Origin of the sequence: Bacillus sp. F19, from assembly GCA_023823795.1 — a bacterium.
Classification (GTDB): domain Bacteria; phylum Bacillota; class Bacilli; order Bacillales; family Bacillaceae; genus Bacillus_P.
The window spans coordinates 4002718-4023225 of record CP085710.1; the positions used below are offsets into that span (position 1 = coordinate 4002718).

Annotated in this window: 20 protein-coding genes and 1 pseudogene; 4 read left to right on the plus strand and 17 right to left on the minus strand. The window is 40.2% G+C overall.

The features are described from left to right. Positions 1-316 precede the first annotated feature (316 nt). The 5 genes from LIT25_20585 to LIT25_20605 form a co-directional block, all read right to left on the minus strand. Positions 317-3040 (minus strand): DNA translocase FtsK, encoded by a 2724-nt coding sequence (locus LIT25_20585; GenBank protein ID USK32953.1) that lies wholly within the window; start codon positions 3038-3040, stop codon positions 317-319. A gap of 158 nt (positions 3041-3198) precedes the next feature. After that, on the minus strand, positions 3199-3810 hold the full coding sequence (locus LIT25_20590) for a DUF4479 domain-containing protein (protein USK36354.1): 612 nt from the start codon (positions 3808-3810) through the stop codon (positions 3199-3201). Then, a complete protein-coding gene (locus LIT25_20595) occupies positions 3810-4631 on the minus strand; it encodes a DUF1444 domain-containing protein (protein ID USK32954.1) in 822 nt (273 codons plus the stop codon). The genes LIT25_20590 and LIT25_20595 overlap by 1 nt, the downstream gene beginning before the upstream one ends. A gap of 34 nt (positions 4632-4665) precedes the next feature. Continuing rightward, on the minus strand, positions 4666-4983 hold the full coding sequence (locus tag LIT25_20600; protein USK32955.1) for a thioredoxin family protein: 318 nt from the start codon (positions 4981-4983) through the stop codon (positions 4666-4668). A 138-nt stretch (positions 4984-5121) separates the two neighbouring features. Further along, positions 5122-5622 (minus strand): hypothetical protein, encoded by a 501-nt coding sequence (locus tag LIT25_20605; GenBank protein ID USK32956.1) that lies wholly within the window; start codon positions 5620-5622, stop codon positions 5122-5124. A gap of 137 nt (positions 5623-5759) precedes the next feature. Between LIT25_20605 and LIT25_20610 the strand changes: the two genes are divergently transcribed. Beyond that, complete coding sequence (locus LIT25_20610) at positions 5760-6200, plus strand: YtoQ family protein (GenBank protein ID USK32957.1); 441 nt, start codon at positions 5760-5762, stop codon at positions 6198-6200. 4 nt (positions 6201-6204) lie between these two features. Here LIT25_20610 and LIT25_20615 read toward each other — a convergent pair whose 3' ends face one another. Together LIT25_20615 and LIT25_20620 are read right to left on the minus strand one after the other, a co-directional pair. Beyond that, positions 6205-6732: a DUF84 family protein gene (locus LIT25_20615; GenBank protein ID USK32958.1), complete on the minus strand. Its 528-nt coding sequence runs from the start codon at positions 6730-6732 to the stop codon at positions 6205-6207. A 199-nt stretch (positions 6733-6931) separates the two neighbouring features. Next, the gene (locus LIT25_20620) at positions 6932-8005 is read right to left on the minus strand and encodes a M42 family metallopeptidase (protein ID USK32959.1); all 1074 of its coding nucleotides are present in this window, start codon (positions 8003-8005) and stop codon (positions 6932-6934) included. Between the two features lie 370 nt (positions 8006-8375). Here LIT25_20620 and LIT25_20625 point away from each other — a divergent pair, with 370 nt between their 5' ends. After that, entirely contained in the window at positions 8376-8687 is a 312-nt protein-coding gene (locus LIT25_20625) for a PepSY domain-containing protein (protein ID USK32960.1), read from the plus strand. Between the two features lie 68 nt (positions 8688-8755). On the opposite strand, the gene LIT25_20630 is transcribed toward LIT25_20625, so the two are convergent. Together LIT25_20630 and trmB are read right to left on the minus strand one after the other, a co-directional pair. Continuing rightward, positions 8756-9604, minus strand: a complete 849-nt coding sequence (locus LIT25_20630; protein ID USK32961.1) for an MBL fold metallo-hydrolase — start codon at positions 9602-9604, stop codon at positions 8756-8758. 53 nt (positions 9605-9657) lie between these two features. Continuing rightward, positions 9658-10302, minus strand: a complete 645-nt coding sequence (gene trmB, locus LIT25_20635) for a tRNA (guanosine(46)-N7)-methyltransferase TrmB (protein USK32962.1) — start codon at positions 10300-10302, stop codon at positions 9658-9660. 320 nt (positions 10303-10622) lie between these two features. Between trmB and LIT25_20640 the strand changes: the two genes are divergently transcribed. After that, positions 10623-10901 (plus strand): YtzH-like family protein, encoded by a 279-nt coding sequence (locus LIT25_20640; GenBank protein ID USK32963.1) that lies wholly within the window; start codon positions 10623-10625, stop codon positions 10899-10901. On the opposite strand, the gene LIT25_20645 is transcribed toward LIT25_20640, so the two are convergent. From LIT25_20645 to thpR, 7 genes and pseudogenes are all read right to left on the minus strand, one after another. Then, positions 10898-11692, minus strand: a complete 795-nt coding sequence (locus tag LIT25_20645; protein ID USK32964.1) for a phosphotransferase family protein — start codon at positions 11690-11692, stop codon at positions 10898-10900. The two genes, LIT25_20640 and LIT25_20645, sit on opposite strands and share 4 nt — an antisense overlap. A gap of 227 nt (positions 11693-11919) precedes the next feature. Then, complete coding sequence (pulA, locus tag LIT25_20650) at positions 11920-14058, minus strand: type I pullulanase (protein USK32965.1); 2139 nt, start codon at positions 14056-14058, stop codon at positions 11920-11922. A gap of 71 nt (positions 14059-14129) precedes the next feature. Continuing rightward, positions 14130-15050: pseudogene (locus tag LIT25_20655) on the minus strand (diacylglycerol kinase family lipid kinase). A gap of 124 nt (positions 15051-15174) precedes the next feature. Continuing rightward, positions 15175-16113, minus strand: a complete 939-nt coding sequence (locus LIT25_20660) for an NERD domain-containing protein (GenBank protein USK32966.1) — start codon at positions 16111-16113, stop codon at positions 15175-15177. A 14-nt stretch (positions 16114-16127) separates the two neighbouring features. Then, positions 16128-16817, minus strand: a complete 690-nt coding sequence (locus LIT25_20665) for an LrgB family protein (protein USK32967.1) — start codon at positions 16815-16817, stop codon at positions 16128-16130. Further along, on the minus strand, positions 16817-17197 hold the full coding sequence (locus LIT25_20670) for a CidA/LrgA family holin-like protein (protein ID USK32968.1): 381 nt from the start codon (positions 17195-17197) through the stop codon (positions 16817-16819). Before LIT25_20670 ends, LIT25_20665 begins: the two co-directional genes overlap by 1 nt. A gap of 52 nt (positions 17198-17249) precedes the next feature. Beyond that, positions 17250-17804, minus strand: coding sequence for an RNA 2',3'-cyclic phosphodiesterase (gene thpR, locus LIT25_20675; protein ID USK32969.1), 555 nt, complete (start codon positions 17802-17804; stop codon positions 17250-17252). Between the two features lie 243 nt (positions 17805-18047). On the opposite strand from thpR, the gene cysK reads away from it, so the two are divergent. After that, entirely contained in the window at positions 18048-18980 is a 933-nt protein-coding gene (gene cysK, locus LIT25_20680) for a cysteine synthase A (GenBank protein ID USK32970.1), read from the plus strand. A gap of 155 nt (positions 18981-19135) precedes the next feature. On the opposite strand, the gene LIT25_20685 is transcribed toward cysK, so the two are convergent. Beyond that, complete coding sequence (locus LIT25_20685) at positions 19136-20314, minus strand: MFS transporter (protein USK32971.1); 1179 nt, start codon at positions 20312-20314, stop codon at positions 19136-19138. Between the last annotated feature and the right edge of the window lie 194 nt (positions 20315-20508).

A 20508-nucleotide genomic window follows, 5' to 3' on the forward strand; every position in this document is an offset into this window, starting at 1 on the left:
GTTTTTTAAATAAATACATGGCGGGTCAATTTATCCTGCCCAATGCATATTATACGATATCTATGAACTTGGCAAGTGCGGAATATAATGTAAATGTTTTCCTGATCCTCTAAACATTACGGGCAGTTGCTTCTGAGTATGTCTTAAATCGAGAAGAAAAATTGGGGAAACTGCTTTAAAAGCAGTTTTCCCAATTCCTGAAGATAATACCTTCTTCAGACAAATATTTTTGTTTCGAAGAATATTTCCCCTAAACTGTGAGTTCTTCTGTTTATATGATGCTTGGATATCATCAGCTCTCCAGACCCAGTCTCCATTACATTCCGCTTTCCTGAATGGTTTCAAGGTCCTGCTCAGAAATTAGGACTTCACGGGGTTTACTTCCTCTTGCTTCTGAAATAATTCCCTGCTTTTCCATCATATCCATAAGTCTTGCTGCACGGTTATAGCCGATTCTGAATCTTCTTTGCAGACTTGATGCAGATGCCCCTCCCTGATCAACCACATATTCACACGCTTCAAGCAGCAGTTCATCTTCCTCGCTTTCTATACTGGACTTTTTCATCAATTCTTCCTGCTCAAATAAAAAGACCGGCTTCATATGTTTTTTGGCATGGTTAACGACCCGTTCAATTTCTTCATCTGATACAAAATTCCCCTGAATACGGACAGCTTTAGATGTGCCATTTTCTAAAAAGAGCATATCCCCTTTACCGAGCAATTTTTCTGCTCCGGCTGAGTCAATAATTGTCCGTGAATCAACCTGAGATGATACAGAAAAAGCAATTCTGGTCGGGATATTTGACTTAATTAATCCAGTTATGACATCAACTGAAGGCCTTTGTGTAGCAACTATTAGATGAATTCCGCACGCTCTTGCTTTTTGAGCAATGCGGCAGATCGCTTCTTCTACGTCAGCAGGAGCTGCCATCATTAAATCAGCAAGCTCATCAATGACAATGACCAAGTATGGCATATGCTCACCGCTATTATGTTTTGCCGCAAGTTCATTATAGCGGGAAATGTCCCTTGCTCCCGCATGAGCAAATAGCTCATATCTTCTTTCCATTTCTTCTACAGCCCATTTCAATGCTCCAGTAGCAGCTTTTACATCCGTAATAACCGGACTTACTAGATGAGGAACATTGTGATACGGGGCTAGCTCGACCATTTTTGGGTCAATCAGAAGCAGCTTCACTTCATGAGGGGAAGCTTTGTACAGAAGGCTCACCAGGATTGTATTAATACACACGCTTTTACCGGAACCAGTCGCTCCAGCAATTAGTCCATGCGGCATTTTTTTAAGATCTGTCACAACAGCCTGACCAGAAATATCAAGGCCCAGGGCAGCCGTCAGCGGAGATGGATTATTTCTGAACTCCGCACTTCTTAAGATTTCTCGCAAATAGACCATTTTGCTGTGTCTGTTCGGAACTTCAATGCCGATTCTGTTCTTGCCGGGTATAGGCGCTTCTATGCGGATATCTTTAGCTGATAAGCTCAGTTTGATATCATCTGTTAAATTTGTAATCTTATTTACTTTCACTCCAGGTTCAGGCTGGACTTCAAGACGTGTCACAGCAGGCCCCTGTGTAACATGAACAACTCTTGCTTTTACATTGAAGTTTTCAAGCGTCACATTCAGCAATTCTGTTTGTTCTCTAAGCCAATCCACATCATCTACATATTCCTTAGGCGGAATGTTCAAAAGCTGCAATGACGGGAAAAGATAGGATGATCCAGAATTCGAAGAGCCTTCTGACTTTTGGATTTTTTGTTTATCTCTTCCAAACATCATGACATTAAACGGAACGGTTGATCTTGTTGATCGATTTTCTATCACTTTTTCTGCAGGATTTTCATTCGATCTTTCAGTTCTGTTAATGGCTGGTTCATCTGTTACACGATTTTCCTCTTCCTTTTCATAATGATGCTTATCAGCAGTGGCCGTATGCAGCTTTAGCTCATCGTCGCTTGCAGTCAGAACGTCTGGCTCTGGAACTTCTGCATGCTCCTCGTTTGGCGTCCATTCAGTGAGCGTTTGTTTCTCTTCGTTTTCATCAATAAGGCTGAAGTCTTCTTCTGACTTTACTATAGGCGGATGTGCATATTCAGCCATAACGATTTCTGTTTCCTCAGCCGTTACCGCTACCTCTTTATTTTCATATGGCAGCGTGAGTGTATCTTCTGTTATTACATTTACATGTTCAACAGTATCACTGTTGATTTCTTCATGATCTTCATCAGATGCAAAGGAAAGAAATGGGGTTTCCTTTTCTTTATCCAGACTTTTATCTGGAATAATTGATTTTTGCAAGCTGTTTTCTGGAATGATTTCAGATACAGAATCCGCGGCTTCCGTTTTTAAAATGGCTGGATCATCTTTTTCCAGCTTTTCATGCAGGGCTGCTGCCGGAATTCTCACGTCTTGGATTTCCCTCATTCTCGCAGCTTCTCTTTTCAGGAGCTCAGCACGTTTATGTTCATTTAACTTTGACAGAACGGATTCAGTAGATTGAGCGGCTTGCTGAAAGCTTTTAAATAAACTTGAACCCGGCTCGCTGCCAGTTTGATTTGCTTCATCTCTTGGACTAATTCGATACTCTAATGGTTCTTGATTGTCTCTAGGCCTGAAGCCGTAAATAGGCGAAGGAATCTCTGTTGGATGAAAAGGCCTCTTTGAATCTGTATTTGTCTTTATTCTGGCTGCTTTTCCCGGCATATGCCCTGTGCTGCTAAGTTTTTGAGGTTTCGTTCTTTCGATCTTTGCACTTGCTGAACTTTTCCTTCTAGGTTCTGAACGAGTTTTTTGATTATCAGGAATCATCGGAAATTTGAAGTTTCCTTTAGGATATTGATAGGCTACTTTTGTTTCTACATTTTTCACATTCGAAGTTTGAGTTTTGGGCGGTACTGGTGCTCTATGTACAGGTTGCTGCTGTTCTGGAATTTGCCTTTTTTCAGCTGCTGCTTGTTCTAATTGCTTATCTGTCTCTGTTTCACCGGCGAAATAATTGATCATTTTTGAAAACCAACTCATAAAAACCACTCTTTCAAAGGTTTCTTCTTAATTACTATTCTATTGTAACAGTTAATCCTATCTTTTAAAGATGAAAAAAGCCACTAGAAAATTTCCTAGTGGCTTTTTTCATCTTTAAATAGATTGTTCGATTTAGACAATAGGTTTATGGGAGTCCATTATTTTTTAAAAAAATCTGTGCCGATTTCATAATGATCATCTAAAACTAAAATTCCTTTTTCCTGAGGAGCATCGGGAAGATTTAATTCCTTCGCAGAGCAGATCATGCCGCTTGATGCAACACCTCTGAGCTCAGCATCTTTTATCACAAGGCCGCTTGGCATAACTGCTCCGGCTTTAGCAACAACAACCTTTTGTCCGCTGTCTACATTAGGTGCACCGCACACGATTTGAAGTTTTTCACTGCCTGTATTAACTTGACATACGCTTAATTTATCGGCATTTGGATGTTTTTCTTTTGTTTCTACGAACCCAACTACAAATTTGGGTGATAGATCAGCTTGCAGCTGTTCCTCAAATCCATTTTGATTAAGGCATTCATTCAATTTGCTGAGCAGATTCTCAGTCAATTCAATAACCCCGGCGCTGCTCTCAATTTCAAGATAAGAAGATGCGTTAAAAAGATTGAATCCGGCCGTTTCGCCTGAGGCACTGCTGTAAATTCGCACTGCATCTCCCTTTTTTACAAACGCTCTGTCTTCTGGCGGCAATTCAGCCGCTGAAATCATCAGTGTATCGCCTACACCTTCTTTGTTATAAAATACGCGCATCATTGTTTACCTTCCTCTTCCTTTTTTGCCCGATTCTTTGCAAGAATAAATATAGGTTCCAGCTCATTGTTTTCATACAGAAAAGATAGAGCTGTAATTGGGACCCTGCCGCTTGCAAAAAAGCTCATGGCCATCTGGCCTAAAATATCGTAACCTGTATCATTTCGGATGTCTGCGATAATCAGAACATCCTGATGCGGTACTGCAATGGCCATCGCACCCTGCATTTTTTCATGGAAAGAATCAAGGATGGTGTCATTAAGCAGACGGCTTGCATCATAGCCATCATTGGCATTTAAAAAGTAAAAAACATTTCCTGCAGCATGATCTTCTTTTACACTTGTTTGCAGGGACCTGAGATTGAACCTTGCCATTTCTTTAATTTTGCTGAACGTCCAGTTCTCTCTTTCCATCATTTTCATATCGATCAAACGATAGGAATTCCCAAGATCAAGCGCATAATAGATTCTCGTTTCAGCTGTATGTTTTTCGTGTATCAGCAAAACGCCATCAGAGGATTCGACTGGAAAAGATGTTGATCTGATAACCGGGAAAATCCCTTTTTCTTTGCCTGTCAGTTCCTGTTCCTCATTCATAACTGTCAAAGCTTCCTCGATGTAATAAACCAATTCATCAACAGCCGCATCTTTTTTCTCTTCCCATTTTGCAATAATGCCAGGCAGAGATATCGTGATGCCTTTTTTAGTAGCATCATCTTCAACACGCAATTGATCCTTTTCTCTATCAAAATGGCTCGTCCAGTCTTTATGTTTTAAGCGCTCCTTGATTGTCTCCGCCATTTTCCTTGAAGTCATTTTCATGAATCATTCCGCTCCCTACCGGTTAGTAACTGTTTTATGATGATAATCCGTCTATAAATTCCTGAATCTGCTCTTTCGTTTTACGGTCTTTGTTCACATAACGGCCACTTTCCTGTCCGTTGTGGAATCCGACAAAACTAGGAATTCCGAATACATTTAATTCAGCACATAGATCGATAAATTCGTCCCTGTCTACATAATAAAATGTGAATTTGTTATTTTCAGCCTGCAGTTCCGGCAGAAACGGGTCAATAAAACGGCAATCAGGACACCAGTCAGCTGAAAACATAAGAATCACGTTTTCTTTTTGAATTACCTCGTTATAATGAGCCATTGATTGTAATTTTTCCATTGTTAAAACCTCCAATAATATCATTTCCAATTTGTGCATTCATCATATCGCATCATACCAAAAGTATCCTTGAGTTACCAATAGTTTAGCCTTCAGTAAAAAAAATCCCCTTTGCAGAGCAAAGGGGGATTTCTATTATTAATAGTTGACAGAAGACACAATTTCCATCATTTGTTCGGCTGTATCTGCAACACTGCGGCCGTCTGTTTGCGTTGTCATTTTAACTCCGCCGATTCCCGCCGAAACCTCATACTCATCCTCTTCAAGTTTATCCACAAGTACGTATCCGAATCGATCTTTATCCTTAAAGGTTTCTTCTACTATTGGATCATTATATTGCTCAAGCAGCGAATCATAAAAAACGGTACTGTCCTCTTTTTCTTTATCATTTACAAATAGTATAAATTGCTCATCCTCCCGTTTGAAAATCAAGTTATTATTTTTTGCAGATGCGACTTTATAGCCTTCCGGCAAATGATATTTAAAAGACCCGCTCTCTTCATTGGCAGCAGCCGGCTTGCTTGTAAAAGTCTTTTTTGTCTGATCTATCGTTGCAGTTTGCATTTCTTCTTCATTTATTGAACAGGCTAATAAGGAAAAAAGAAAAGCAAAGATCATGACTGCTAGAATTTTCTTCAAGAAAAACCCTCCTTATTCAATAGGAAAATAAGACCCTTTTCTATAATAACTCTTTCATTTTAGACTTGACAAGAGAGCTTTGTTTTATGAAAAGAAAAACAGGGTAATGAATTTTTAAAAAAGAGGTGAACTTTTAAGTGAATATAAATGTTTACTTGGCAGGAGAAATACATAGTAATTGGAGAAACGAAGTAAAAAAGAAGGCCCAAAATCTCCCGGTAACTTTTACAGGACCAATGGAAAACCATGATCGGTCTGATTTTATTGGAGAAGAAATATTAGGTTCACAGCCAAATGCTATTTTAAAAGACGAAGCTGCATCCAGAATTAATAATTTCAGAACAAAAGTTTTGATGGATAAAGCGGATATTGTAATGGCTTTATTTGGAGAAAAATATAAACAGTGGAATACTGCAATGGATGCAACAAGTGCATTATCCAGCAAAAAACCGTTAATTATCATAAGACCGGTGAACCTGCATCACCCGCTTAAAGAACTTTCTTCCAAAGCTGATGTAACGGTAGAAACAATTGATCAGGCCATTGCAGTGTTATCCTATCTTTTTGAACAAGAGTAGCGGCCTATCTGCCGCTGCTCTTTTTATGCATGTAAAAATATTGGCCAAATAACAGCTTAGAAATGTGAGTAAACATTTCTTTCCGATTCACCATGCCATTTGTAAATATCCCGATTGCCCCTTCATTATGACTGACATTATATTGATTCGCATATTGATCCATGACGATTCCAAGCTCAACGCCCGACTTCACCTTCTTACCAACCTCATCAGGCAGAAGGATTCTGGCGCCGCCTGCAATAATTGGTCTGATATCGCCTCCTGCAACGGCTCCCCAATTGCATAAATAAAAACCTTGATTTGTCTCAATGATACCTCCTTCAAGACCTATGCCAAGATCAGCCTGCTCCATTTCCCTGGCATTTTCTGCACGGTTAATGGCGCCTTGTATGGTTTCCTCATCTGAAAACGGCTGGTCAGATACTCCAGATGGAACTTTGACACTTTTGAATGTAAATTGCTCAAAATCAGATAGAGATGCCTTTACCGCATTAACTTTGGCCGGATTTAAGGTTCCAATAGCTATTTTCATCTATTTCTTTCTCCTTTATATAAAGAAAAGCGCAAGCGCACGTTTAGCTCGGGCATGACAGATAAGAAACCGGCTGACTTTTTTGTGAGATTTTGTTCTGGCCGGGGAGGGCGATTCCGCTTGTCATCATTGCGCAAAATTTTATACTTTCTTATCTCTTAAAAAAGGAAACCACCTCAGTGATTTCCGCTTCTTAACTTTATGAATTCTGCTTTATTGTATCCAATGTCGTTTGATCACAAGCTTTTACAAGCGAGACAATTAATTCTTTTGCAGCAGCATAGTCGTCAATATGGACAATAGAAGCTGCTGTATGAATATAACGCGAGCAGATGCCAATAACTGCAGAAGGAACACCATCATTTGAAGTATGAACACGACCTGCATCTGTTCCGCCTTGTGACACGAAATACTGATAAGGAATATTGTTTGATTCTGCCGTGTCTAAAACAAATTCCCTCATTCCTCTATGTGTCACCATTGTACGGTCTAAAATACGGAGCAGGGCGCCTTTGCCCAGCTGGCCGAATTCATGCTTCGCTCCGCTCATATCATTGGCAGGACTCGCATCAAGAGCAAAGAACAAATCAGGCTGAATCATATTGGCAGCGGTTTGTGCTCCTCTAAGCCCTACCTCTTCCTGTACGGTTGCACCAGAATAAAGAGTACTTGGAAGTGTTTCGTTTTTCAGCTCTTTTAACAATTCAATCGACAATCCGCATCCATAACGGTTATCCCATGCCTTAGCCATAATCTTTTTAGGATTGGCCATTGGAGTAAATGGACAAACAGGAAGAATTTGCTGTCCTGGCTTAATGCCCAGTTCTGCTGCATCTTCATCTGAATCCGCTCCAATATCAACAAGCATATTTTTAATCTGCATCGGTTTGTTCCGCTGATCTTCACTTAATAAATGAGGTGGAATCGATCCGATTACTCCGGGAATCGCCCCTTGATCTGTTATGATCTCAACGCGCTGTGCAAGAAGCACCTGGCTCCACCAGCCTCCAAGCGTCTGGAACCTTATCATTCCGTTTTTCGTTACACCCGTTACCATGAACCCTACTTCATCCATGTGCCCTGCAACCATAATCTTGGGACCTTCTGATTGACCGTGCATCACCCCAAAAATACTGCCTAACCGATCTTGAACAATCTCATCTGAGTACTTGCTGAGCTCTGAACGCATGAATTTACGCACGGCATGCTCGTTACCCGGTGCACCCGGAAGCTCCGTCAATGTCTTAAAAAGCTCTAACGTCTCTTGGTTCATCCATCATATCCCCTTTACGTATGTATTCTTTTATTTTACAGAAAGTTATCCTTTCGTGCTACTAAATAAAAGCAAACCGGCTGTTCAGACCCGACAGGCAGATTAGGACATATCAACCAACTTTCAGGATTTATCAGCCAAAATCAGAAATAAAACTACCTGCATTGGAATTTTATCAGCGTGTATTTTATCCACCTGTTTTTCATTTTATTAACCAAACCATTCTGATAGCCCTGCCAAGAAAAGTTCCGGTAAAGATAGCAGGCTTTCCAAACAAATTCTGCTTCTTAAAAAGACATAACCACACTTAACAAGAAAAGGAATCTTCTGTATACTTAAATCAATGTGTTAAGGATGGAGGAGATCGTTTATGAATTGCAGAAAAGCATTCATTGGTATTGGAATTGGCCTGGCTGCTGCATACATATTTAAGGATCAATTAAAGCCGGCATATATTACTTCTGAAAAAGCTCTAACTGTTGTGAAAAATGCATTTAAGGAAAAAGGTCCAATCAATGGATCATGGATTTATACAATCCGCGAGTCCTATACCGATTCTGGAGAGACATACAGTATTTACAAAGCGGGAATTACCAGAACGGCTGACTCTGAGCTCGAACAATATGAAGCTTTTGTAGATGCAAAAAGCGGGAATATCCTTCACGTAGAACAAATTGCATAAGCCATAACATAAAAAACCAGACTGAACATGCATAATGGCATGGAGACACTGTTCTCCATGCCATTTTTTTATTCTGGTCGATTTCTTTTCACATTATCGATGATTTCTTTTTTTTCATTGAATTTGATTGCCCGGTAAAAAGAATCATGATAAAAAGACAGCCAAGTCTGTTTTTCATTGGCAAACCCGAGCCATTTTTGCTTCTGCTGTATTGAATTCATTGGATAATCATCGTATGCAAGCACCCATAAAGGATTGCTGTGGGCATGCGTCGGCATGAGGTCTGCCATATGAAGAATCATTTCTCCATTATCTTCTATTTTAACAATGCTGTGACCGTCACTATGGCCGCCAGTGTGAATCATTTCAATGCCTGGCACTGGTTCTGTTTTTCCTTCAAAAGGAACGACTTGTTTTTCGATTGCCAGCCAATTATCTTTCCAGTATGTATTGGCTGAACGAATATTAGGTTCTCTCATTTCATTCCATTCAATAGATGAAGTAATGATTTTTGCATGTGGAAATACAGACACAAGTTCATCATTTTCAAGCTTTGTCAGACCGGAAACATGATCGAAATGCAAATGCGTCATCAGGACATAATCAATATCTTCAGCTTTCAGACCCAATTCATTTAATGAAGCGATTACATTTGATTCGGCTGTCACACCAAAATTCCGCTTTTGCTTATCGGTAAGTCTTCCTGAGCCAATGCCGCTGTCAATCAGCAAATGGATGCCCTCTTTTTGAACAAGGATTGGATCTGTGCGAAGCTCAATCTGATTGAGCTCATTAACAGGATATTTTTTTGACCAGAGCGGTTTTGGAACGACCCCAAACATTGCGCCTCCATCAAGATAAGTTACCCCGCCGTCAAGCCATGTTAACGTTGTTTGACCTATTTTTAAAGTTTCCATATTATCCCCTCCGTTTCCATCATAACAAAAAAACCCGCGTCCGTGGACATGGGTTACTTTTTTATATATTTCACTTCAGAGCGATAAATTCTTTGCCCTTTTTGTGAAAATTTTTCTTCATATTCCGTCATGATGTTGCCTTCATACTCACTATTGTGCAAATCTAAGCTTACATATGTTAAGAGCAGTCCATAGGCTGAGAAGCTTTGAAGTGAATACTCGAACAATCCCTGATTATCTGTTTTAAAATGAATTTCACCTTCATCAACCAAGATATCTTCATATCTCTTAAGAAATGCCTTAAAGGTTAATCTCCGTTTTTCGTGTCTCGTCTTCGGCCATGGATCAGAGAAATTCAAATAAACTCTCTCAATTTCGCCCTTGGCAAAAATGTCAGTCAGATCCTCTGCATTCTCATTGAGGAGCAGAATGTTTGTTCGTTCTGCCTGGGCTGCTCTTTGAAGAGCACCAACAATGACACTTTCAGACAATTCAATCCCAATATAATTAATGTTTGGGTTAGCGCTAGACATTCCAACAACAAATTGCCCTTTTCCTGTCCCTACCTCAATATGGATCGGGTTATCATTCCCAAAAAGTTCATTCCATTTTCCTTTATACTCTTTAGGATTCTGAATCACAATATTTGAATGCCCGGCAATGAAATCATTGGCCCACGGCTTATTCCGCAATCGCATGATGCACACCTCTATCGATTTAATGTCGCCATAAAAGATATCATGAAATGGGTGGGTGCGCAAGAGAAATTCCATGTTAAAATCTGTATTTTATAATAGGTTTTATCAGCGCAAACCTGAGTTCTATCAGCATAAATCTAAGGTTTATCCGTGTAAATCAAGGTTTTATAAGCGTAGGCAAAATCAAAAGCAAATAGCTGAGCGGATTTAACTGCAACAAAAAATGACCAGGCCCTGCTTGGATCTGGTCATTTTTATTCAGAATGAAATGGCTTCTTCCTGCACAAGTTAAGACAAGAATCTGTAAAGGAGTGCTTGCCATGCCGCTGGAATATCAGCATCAAGTTGAATTATTAAAGGATATATTGACAGAACATCAAAGTGACTGCTGCGGAACAGTTGCAGAATGTGAACAACTGGAGCGTGTCATCAAATCACTGATGGTGAATACAAACATTCATCAGGATTTAAAAAACGTACTGCAAAATATTTATTCTTACAGTCAGGATGGAAAAAATTCTTCAGAACTGAATTCATATATAACATCTCAGCAAAATGTTCTTACACAATGGATTGATGATATTGATTCATTTTCTTAATTTAACTTAGAAATCATTTGACGCAGGTAGTTATGCCATTCATTTGTTTCCTTTTCATTGTGTTTTGCGCGATACCAAAGGGTATAAGTAATCGTTTGCGCAAGCACATACCAGAACATTCTCCCAAGAAGCTGATCGGTCAAGTTCAGGCCATATGTAGAAAGCCAGCTTTCCCAGTCTTTTTCGTCGATATACCAGTATAAAAGCATGCCGATATCAATTGCTGGATCTGCAATTAAGGCCCCGTCCCAGTCAATCAGATATAGCTGTTCATCATTGGATAACAGCCAATTATTATGATTCACATCACAATGACAGACAACTTTATCATCACAATCCACATATGGAAGATTGGATTCAAGATAATGAATAGCCTGCATGACTTCTGGGAGATAAAAGTTTTCGAACTCAACCGTTTGCTTTAAATCCTCTAAAATAATTGAAGGAGTAAGCGGTTGTTTTCCCAGACGTTTCAGCATATCCAGCAGTTCCTTGGAATGATGGATTTTATGCAGCAGTTCCGCTACATTTTCACCTTTCATATCACTTGGCTTCAGTTCACGTCCGCTTAGCCAGTGCTGTGCTGTAATAACATCGCCATTTTCCAGCCTTTTTGTCCATACCAGCTTAGGAACAATTCCTTCAGCAGACAGAACGGCCAAGAATGGAGAACTATTTCGTTTTAAGAACAATTTTTGCCCTTCTCGCTGTGCAAAATATGCATCGCCTGTTGCTCCGCCAGCAGGAGATAGCTCCCACTCGCTTCCTAGTAGTTGTTCCAACCAGTTCACCTTCAATTTCAACCCAACATTTCATTTATAAGTTTGGAATAGGGAAAGCATCAGGGCACACGCGAACATGATCGAATAAAGTGTACAGCCTGTTTCCTTCACCTTATATATTTTTCATTAAGTCAATTAAAAAAGACAGCTATTCTAAGATGAAAAATCTGTTACAGATAGCTATCCTTTTAAATTTTATCGTTTCCAAGCAATTTTAGTCAAGAAAAACCGAAAACCTACTTTTGGAATAAGACAAAAGTCCCTATTTCTTTCACCTCAAATGATTCGCTTACATGCTTGGCTGAGTTTACTTCTCTCTGAAAAATGAATGGACTTGAGGCAAGTTCCCATTCACCTTTCCAGGGCAGAGGTATAACCTTGCCATTTCGATGACTGCAATGAATAACCGCAATCTTTCTCCATGGCCCATACGCACCTACATCGTTTAAGCAGTACGCGAAAATGCCATCCCCATTCATAAATATCTGATAATGTCTGCTTATTTCTTGTGAGGACCTTAGCCTGAATGCTCCATGAGACTTCCTCAGAGAAATAAGATGCTGAATATATCTGACATCATTTGCATATTGCTCTCTTTCATTCCAGTTTAGCTGATTGATCTCATCAGGTGAGTTATAGCTGTTCTCCACGCCTTGTTTTGTTCGGTAAAACTCCTGCCCGCTATGCAGAAATGGAATTCCCTGTGCAAGAATGACCATACCCGCAGCAAGCTTCTGCCTAAACCGTTTATATTCAACTGGCTCATTTGGAAGACACAAATTCATCTTATCCCATAGCGTATGATTATCATGCGATTCTACATAATTGATGGATTGTGCAGGACTTGTGAAATGTGCAATAGAACCGCTCATGATTTTTGCAAGCATTTCCGGATTTCCAGAGTTGCCAAGAATAAATCCTTTGTCCAACACTTCAAACGTGCTTCCTTTAATATTGTCTCTGAACTGATCGTTGAAAAATGCGATGCCAGGCATTTTACCCGCATTTGCAATGATGGCTTTTTCTTCATATGGAAGCGGGGTAAGCAAATCCCAGCCTTCTCCTAAAATAAGAATATCAGGTTTTAACCGCTTACAAATATCGTTCACCTTATTCATTGTGTGAATATCCAATATCCCCATTAAATCAAAGCGAAAACCGTCAACATCATATTCCTTCAGCCAAAAAGTGATTGAATCTACAATAAACTTGCTGGCCATTTTCATTTCTGAAGCAAAATCATTGCCTACTCCAGTACCATTTGAAGGAAGCCCATTCTGGTCATGACGAAAGAAATATCCCGGAACAATTTTTTCAAAAGAGGAATTTTCTCTGATGTAAACATGATTGTAAACCACATCCATAATGACTCTTATGCCGTTTGCATGAATAGCCTTGATGGCTGTTTTTAATTCCTTTATTCTTGTATATGGATTTTCCGGGTCAGATGAGTAGCTGCCTTCTGGAGCATTAAAATGAAGCGGGTTGTATCCCCAATTGTAATGCTCCAGAACATTCTGCTCATTGACTCCTTCAAAATCGTTGAAAGGGAGCAATTCCAAATGGGTAATGCCAAGTTCTTTCAGATAGGATATGCCTGATGTCATTCCCATCCCTGTTTTTGTGTCAGTTTCTGTGAATGCTGCATATTTGCCTTTTTGGTTAATACCGCTGTTTGGATGGATGGTAAAATCACGTATATGCGCTTCATAGATAATGGCATCCGTTAATTGAGCAAGAGGAGCTGGTTTTCGTTTCTCTACCACTGTTTGACCAAAATCTGCGATGACTCCATAAACGCCATTCATGGATACGGCTTTTGCATATGGATCAACCGCTTCATTCCAAATTAAATTAACACACACGAGATAAGTGTAGAAAACGCTGTCAAAATTACCCTTCAGTTCGATTGCCCAAATTCCGCTGTCATCTCGCTTTAGTGGAAGAGTTTCCTCCCGATGATCGCTTGGAAACAGTAATTTCACCCGTACACCTGTCGCAGTCGGAGCCCATAACTTCATTGTTACAGAGTCTTTGCTGAAACGGACCCCAAGGTCATCCCCTTCATAATAAAAGTGGTCATCAAATTCATCCGTCCGAATAACTGCACCGATTTGCAGATCTGTTTTATTATCTAGTTCATCACATATTTCACACAATTTTCCAAATGGTTTTATGGATGAATCCAGTCTGCATTGATATTTAACTCTGTTTTCAATATCCTGCTGACGCTCACATTGCAGCTTCAGCCGGGTTTCGCCATCCAAAAGAAAAAATGTTTTATTGTCAGAGGACTGCATGTCTTTTGGGATAAGGATTGTAATTAAGTCCATTTCATCAAGGTATGCATGATATGCACGTTGTACCGATAACATTTTAGTCACCTGCCTGCAAAAGTTGTTTCATCACATCAGTATACCCATTGAGAAACAACTTGATATTAGATTCACGTATAATACTTTATGCTTTTAGGTCTCAATGTGACTGTGACCGGTGTTTCCCCTATGTATTCTCCATCCGCATGAAGCATGAGCGGAGCAGCTGCAGCAATTTTTATTTCCTTTCCCGTGAACGTATGAACTTCTTTCAGCCGTGTATGCTTCCCAGCAAAAACCAGTCCAAAGAGCAGAAGCAGCTTTAATCTTCATAAATCATGCACAACGATGAGGTCAAGTACACCATCATCCGGTTTTGCAGCTGGAGAAATTCTCATGCCTCCCCCATAAAATGGGTGGTTGCATACTGCCGCAAGCCAGACATTTTCAAACACGTGATCCGTTTCATCAACAGTCAATGTGACGGTACTTGGCTGATAATTCATAAGCCCTTTCAGCAGGGCCGCTATATAAATTAAAGAACCTGCCCGTAATTTATTCATTAGTTTCTTCACTTCCATTTCGTTTGAAAGCTTCGCAACATATGCATCAAACCCTGCACCAATACTGTTTACAAAGAAACGGTTCACTTGGCCTGTATGATATTGACCTAGGTCAAATGTTTTTACTTGCCTTTTTAACCCGCGGAAAATTGATGAAGCTTCTTTAGAAGAATGGCCATACCCTCTCTTAAAGTCATTACCGGATCCAGCTGGAATAAACCCTATCTGCACATGATTAAATTCACTCATCCCATTTACGATTTCATGAATCGTGCCGTCTCCGCCGATTCCAATAACCGTCTTCAAGTGATAATCCTGAATCGTCGCTATTTGCCTGGCCAGAATTTCTGCATGACCTGAATAGTCAGTTAAAAAAGAACGATAGTCTATAGATTTAAGCTCGAGTTCAGCTTTTACCTTTTTCCAAACACGTAATGATCTGCCATTCCCGGCAAGGGGGTTAATGATAAAGTATATGCTGTTCTTCATCCTAATCTCCATTATCTTCAGCGATTTCATGAATATCTGTAGATATTCCCAGTCTAGTAAAATTATAGCTTTTTTTAGTGAAACTGTATGTACGAATCTATAAAAAAATACGCCTGCCGGCGCATTAATCGTTTCTGCAAAAAGAGTCAATCAAGCATTGGGACAAAAGTATCTCAGCAGCCTTCAGCTGTTCATGCTTAATTGGCGTTGTGGAATTTCTGTAAAATTGGAACCATCCGCTGAAATTCCTTTTATCTACAAGTGTTAAATCATATGGTGCCTGGGGAAACTCGATGAATCCGCTTTTGTACAGCAGTACCTTTTTCACTTCCAGATCGATCTTGCTTTCTCTTAGTAATTGCTTAACAATTGTTCCTGTTCGATTCAAACTGATTAAAGGAGAAAGCTGTTTTTTTTCATGATCTCCCGGATTCACTGTCCAGAAGCGTTCACTTGTGCCTTCAATAACGTCGTGCTGTCCCCCTTCGAGATAATGGATACATACGATTTCTCCAGGACTGATTAATATCGGATCAAGCCCAATGGACGTATTTTTTATTTTGAAAACAGGATTATACATAATGAGATGCTGATCAGGCAATTTTTGAAGAAGTTCAAGCAATCTCTCATTTTCATAAAAAGAAGCATCTGCATATGATTTTTCACGAATGGTAGACGTGGCCCATTTCATTTGGAACTGAAAGATGTGATTCATAAATTTCGCTTTTAATTCATCCAATGATTGCGGAACGGAGTGAAAGATGAATTCCATTGTGTCTGCTTGTTTCTCAGCAGCTGGAATGTTCAAATCGCATGAAACAATTTCTTCTTTTTTCCTTAATATATTACGGACCTTTCTGAGAAATTTTTTTTCCTCTTTCCCCTCTTCCCCATCCATTGTCTCTGTATGAGGTCTTACAAATTGCTGAAACTCATTATTTTCATAAGCAAGCTTGATCATTTGCCATTGCTGTTTCTTTAAACGCAGAAATTGGCTTTGGTAGCGGTATAAATCCATCTCGTACCTTGAAATGCAAGAATGGATCTTGATTAGTTGAGCCAATTTTTTTCAACTCCTTATAGGATGCTTAAAATAAATGGTGCGAGCAGCGGACAAATTATCGCTGTAAAGATGGCGCATAAAGTCATCGAAATCGAACTGATGGCTCCTTCAAGCTCACCCAGCTCCAGTGCTCTTGCCGTACCTGTGCCATGCGATGCTGCACCAAGTCCAATCCCTTTTGCTACTGAATGATGAATGCCCAAAAGCTGCAGCAAAGACGGTCCAAACATTGCGCCTGAAACACCTGCAATGACGACATAGATTGCAGCAAGCGCCGGTATACCGCCCATCATGTCTGCGATATCCATTGCAATTGGATTTGTCACTGATTTAGGGGCAAGAGACAAAATCAGCTCCTCATCCACATGAAAAAGCCCTGCAAGAAGTGTTCCGCTGCCTATGCCAATGATGCTTCCTGCAAAAACACTTGCTAGAATAGTAAAGGCATATTTTTTCAGAATACGGCGGCTTTCATATAAAGGATAGGCCAAAGCCACAACCGCAGGTCCAAGCAGCCGATCAATCCAGATTCCGCCTTTCAAGTATTCTGAATAAGTCGTTCCAGTGCTCAATAAAAGAAGAATGATTAAAAAAGTGCATGTCGCTATAGGCACAAGAATAGGCAGGGGATATTTTTTATAGAGCTGCCTCATGGCAGCATATATGACAATCGTTAACACTATGTAAAGGACAGCTGAAAACATTAAACTTCTCCGCTTTTTTCGGAAGCTTCCGTTCTCATGGTGAGCCGCTGACCTATTGCAGCGGACGAAATCATAACCACGGCCGTGCTGAAAAGAGCGACAAGCGCACTTACGATTCCTTTACCGCTGAACAGATCAAAATGATCGATTAAACCGACTGTGGCCGGTATAAAAAGCAGTGATAAATGACTTAACAGCATAGAACTTCCTTCTTTTAACATCGGGAGCCTGATCATTTTTAAAGAAAGGCAGAAAAACAGCAGAAACATTCCGATAATGCTTCCGGGCATAGATAGCTGCAAATGCCGCTGTATAAAAACTCCGGCCAGGTAAAAAAGATATAAACAAGCAATTTGAATTAATATTTTCATCCATTTCATAGTTATCCCTGCTTTGCATTTGTTGTTACACAGGATGACAGGCAAATCTTTTTCAGCGCAGCATCACGTTGTGTATGGAATGGTATTTAGGATTTTTATCAAGCTTTGTCTCAAAGAGATCCACACTAGTCACGGTAAAACTCATTTGTTCAGGTGAAGCTATCCGCTGATTTAAGAAATTTTCTTCTGAGATCCAATTCTTTGCGACGGTAACATGCGGAGTAAACGGGCGCGCATCCAGTTTGAAATCAGCATGTTTGCAAATCTGATAAACCTGGCTCCTGAGCTCTGCAAGCTTTTTTGAATCCTCTGTTCCCAGCCAGAAAATCCTTGGTGACTGCGGTCTCCCGAACGTCTGGAATGTGGTTGTCTGCAATTGGAAGGCATGATTATTTACAAGGGTCTTCTCAAGATCATGTTTCACCTGCTCTAATTGATTTTCTGATTGTGGATGTCCTAAAAATGCCAGAGTAAGATGATAATCAAGCGGATGCACCCAAGTTTTAAAATGTTTTTCTTCCCTTAAAGAAGACGCTTGATTATAAATGGATTTTGCCAATTCTTCAGGAAGTGATATACCTATAAAAAAGTGTTTCAAAGCTGTCATGTCAGTCTCCTTATTCACATTGAAGGCTGTTTATGCTATTGATCATAATGCCCTGCAGCCAACATTTGATTTTTTTCTGCCGAAATAAAACATCTTTCAACTTTTTTTTATAGTTTATCCACAAACGAGAAAAATCCCTTTCGTTTTCATCTTATCAAAGGTACAGGCAAGAATATAATCATGCGCATTGGATGGCTGCCGAAAAAATATATGCTATCATATCAAATAAAGGAGCTGATATAAATGCGTGTAGTTGAAAATATAGCAGATTTAATTGGCGATACTCCCTTGGTAAAATTAAATCGGCTGAATCCTGAAAACGGAGCGGACGTCTATTTGAAGCTTGAATTTTTCAATCCAAGCGGAAGTGTAAAGGACAGAGCTGCATTAAATATGATTCTAGAGGCTGAAAAACAGGGCCTTTTAAATAAGAATTCCACCATTATTGAGCCGACTTCAGGCAATACTGGCATTGGGCTTGCAATGAACGCTGCTGCAAGAGGCTATAAAGCCATACTCGTTATGCCTGACACGATGACACAGGAACGAATCAATCTATTGAAAGCATATGGCGCTAAAGTCGTGCTGACTCCTGGCGATGAGAAAATGACTGGTGCCATCAATAAAGCGAATGAACTTGCAAAAGAAATCCCGGGCAGCTTTGTTCCTATGCAGTTTGATAATGAAGCAAACTCAGATGCACACCGCAAATCAACCGCCATTGAAATCATTTCTGCAATGGACGGGCTTGGCAAAAAACTGTCTGCATTTGTGGCAACTGCCGGTACAGGCGGAACGATTACAGGAACTGGCGAAAGGCTGAAAGAGCATTATCCTGATTTAACGGTTCACGTTGTTGAGCCTGCAGGATCTCCTGTCCTGTCTGGCGGTAAGCCAGGCAAGCATAAGCTTGTAGGCACAAGTCCCGGATTCATACCTGACATTCTGAATCAGAACGTCTATAATGAAATATTCAAAATCAAAGACGAACAAGCTTACGACATTACCCGCCGTCTTTCTGCCGAAGAAGGCATATTAGTCGGCCCATCATCTGGTGCCGCCTGCTTTGCTGCACTGGAAGTAGCGAAACGCCTGACTCCTGATGATGTTGTCGTGTGCATCGCCTGCGACACAGGTGAACGCTATTTATCAAGTGATTTATTTCTCCAGGAATAAGAACAAAAACGCAGGCGCCAAGGCCCGCTCCGATAGGCAGATTCGTTCTGACCGAGGATCTAGGCGCCGGGCTTGACGTAAATACATTTATTTCAGTATCCACAACCGTTTGACTTTTATAATTTACTAAGCAACAGAAAGGAGCTGCCCGGCACTTATTCCGGAGCAGCTTTTCTCATTCTTATATTCATAATCGCTAATACAGCTAACGCGACCGTTGAAAGAATACCAAAAAACAAATAGACATATAGGATAGAAAAACCTTCGAGGATTAAACCTCCGAAAAATGTGCAAAACCAGTTTCCGAGACCATTCCCTACTGATGAATAGAGGGAAATGGCTGTCGCCCCTACAGAAATCGGCGCGAGCTCTCTAACATATTGAAGGGCTGCAGGAATAAACAGGCCTACAGACAATCCTTGAGCGATGGTTGTAAAATAAACAACTCCAAGCGGAGGCTCAAAGAAGTACAGAAACCATCTCAGGCTGGAAATAAAAGTTGCCATCATAAGAATATTCATCATCCCAAGTCTGCTGATCCAGCTGCTTGCGAATTTCATAAAAGGCGCCTCACTGCCTGCTGCAAGAAGAAAGGCTATGCCTATCCCTGTCAGTCCCCCGCCAAGCTCTGCCACAAAAATTCCAAAGTAAATATTGTTTGCTAAGATTGGTCCCAGCACAAGAAAAGCAACAAATAAAAACAAGAAATACCTTGGGACATTAGCAAGCTCTTTTATTCCTTCCCTGATGCTGATTTGCATTGTTTTCGTTTCATTCGGAAGCTGATAGGCGAAAAACACAGCAATAAATAAAATAAGGGCAAACGCATAGAAAATCATACTTAATGAAAAAAGCTCTGAAAGCTGTCCTACAGCCATAACGGCGACCGCAAATCCAACCGCACCCCACAGACGGATCGAACCGTACTCTGTTTTTGTTTTTTGAACGTAATTCATTGAGATGCTGTCTGATAATGGAATGAGCGCACTCTGTACAATCGCAAGGAGCGAAGCAATGGCAATCAGCCAAATATATGTATCTATCATTGAAAAAACAAGTCCAAAAATCCCTGCAAGCGTCAGCGCAATCGTTAATAAAACAGTCGGTTTTTGTGTCATGTCACTCAAAATCCCCCACAGAGGCTGAATCAAAATCATTACAACCGGACTGATGCTCATGATCATTCCTATTTGACTTCCAGAAAGCCCGACACTGTCTTTCAGATACACAGGAAGCAGCGGAAATAGCGAACCGAAAGCAAAAAAAACTAAAAAATAAAAAGAATAAAAGTGAACTCTAGTTGTACGATGCTCACTTTGCAATGAATATTCCAAAACAACAGCCTTCTTTCTTTAAGGTTCTTTTCTAACTTTCAAATTTAAACAAGAGAAGAACACATAACCCTTTTTAAATACGAAATTGATATTCGGGGAGCAGCCTTCTTAAAAAGCAAAACTCCCAGAAAAACCGCCCTCCGGTAACAGAGAGCGGCCAAAAAGCTTCTTCACTCATCCTACCACAACAGGCG

Coding starts and splice junctions, on each gene's coding strand:
- LIT25_20585 (USK32953.1), bottom strand. CDS start 3,040: ATGAGTTGGTTTTCAAAAATGATCAATTATTTCGCCGGTGAAACAGAG.
- LIT25_20590 (USK36354.1), bottom strand. CDS start 3,810: ATGCGCGTATTTTATAACAAAGAAGGTGTAGGCGATACACTGATGATT.
- LIT25_20595 (USK32954.1), bottom strand. CDS start 4,631: ATGAAAATGACTTCAAGGAAAATGGCGGAGACAATCAAGGAGCGCTTA.
- LIT25_20600 (USK32955.1), bottom strand. CDS start 4,983: ATGGAAAAATTACAATCAATGGCTCATTATAACGAGGTAATTCAAAAA.
- LIT25_20615 (USK32958.1), bottom strand. CDS start 6,732: ATGAAAATAGCTATTGGAACCTTAAATCCGGCCAAAGTTAATGCGGTA.
- LIT25_20620 (USK32959.1), bottom strand. CDS start 8,005: ATGAACCAAGAGACGTTAGAGCTTTTTAAGACATTGACGGAGCTTCCG.
- LIT25_20625 (USK32960.1), top strand. CDS start 8,376: ATGAATTGCAGAAAAGCATTCATTGGTATTGGAATTGGCCTGGCTGCT.
- LIT25_20630 (USK32961.1), bottom strand. CDS start 9,604: ATGGAAACTTTAAAAATAGGTCAAACAACGTTAACATGGCTTGACGGC.
- trmB (USK32962.1), bottom strand. CDS start 10,302: ATGCGATTGCGGAATAAGCCGTGGGCCAATGATTTCATTGCCGGGCAT.
- LIT25_20640 (USK32963.1), top strand. CDS start 10,623: ATGCCGCTGGAATATCAGCATCAAGTTGAATTATTAAAGGATATATTG.
- pulA (USK32965.1), bottom strand. CDS start 14,058: ATGTTATCGGTACAACGTGCATATCATGCATACCTTGATGAAATGGAC.
- LIT25_20665 (USK32967.1), bottom strand. CDS start 16,817: ATGTTTTCAGCTGTCCTTTACATAGTGTTAACGATTGTCATATATGCT.
- LIT25_20670 (USK32968.1), bottom strand. CDS start 17,197: ATGAAATGGATGAAAATATTAATTCAAATTGCTTGTTTATATCTTTTT.
- thpR (USK32969.1), bottom strand. CDS start 17,804: ATGACAGCTTTGAAACACTTTTTTATAGGTATATCACTTCCTGAAGAA.
- cysK (USK32970.1), top strand. CDS start 18,048: ATGCGTGTAGTTGAAAATATAGCAGATTTAATTGGCGATACTCCCTTG.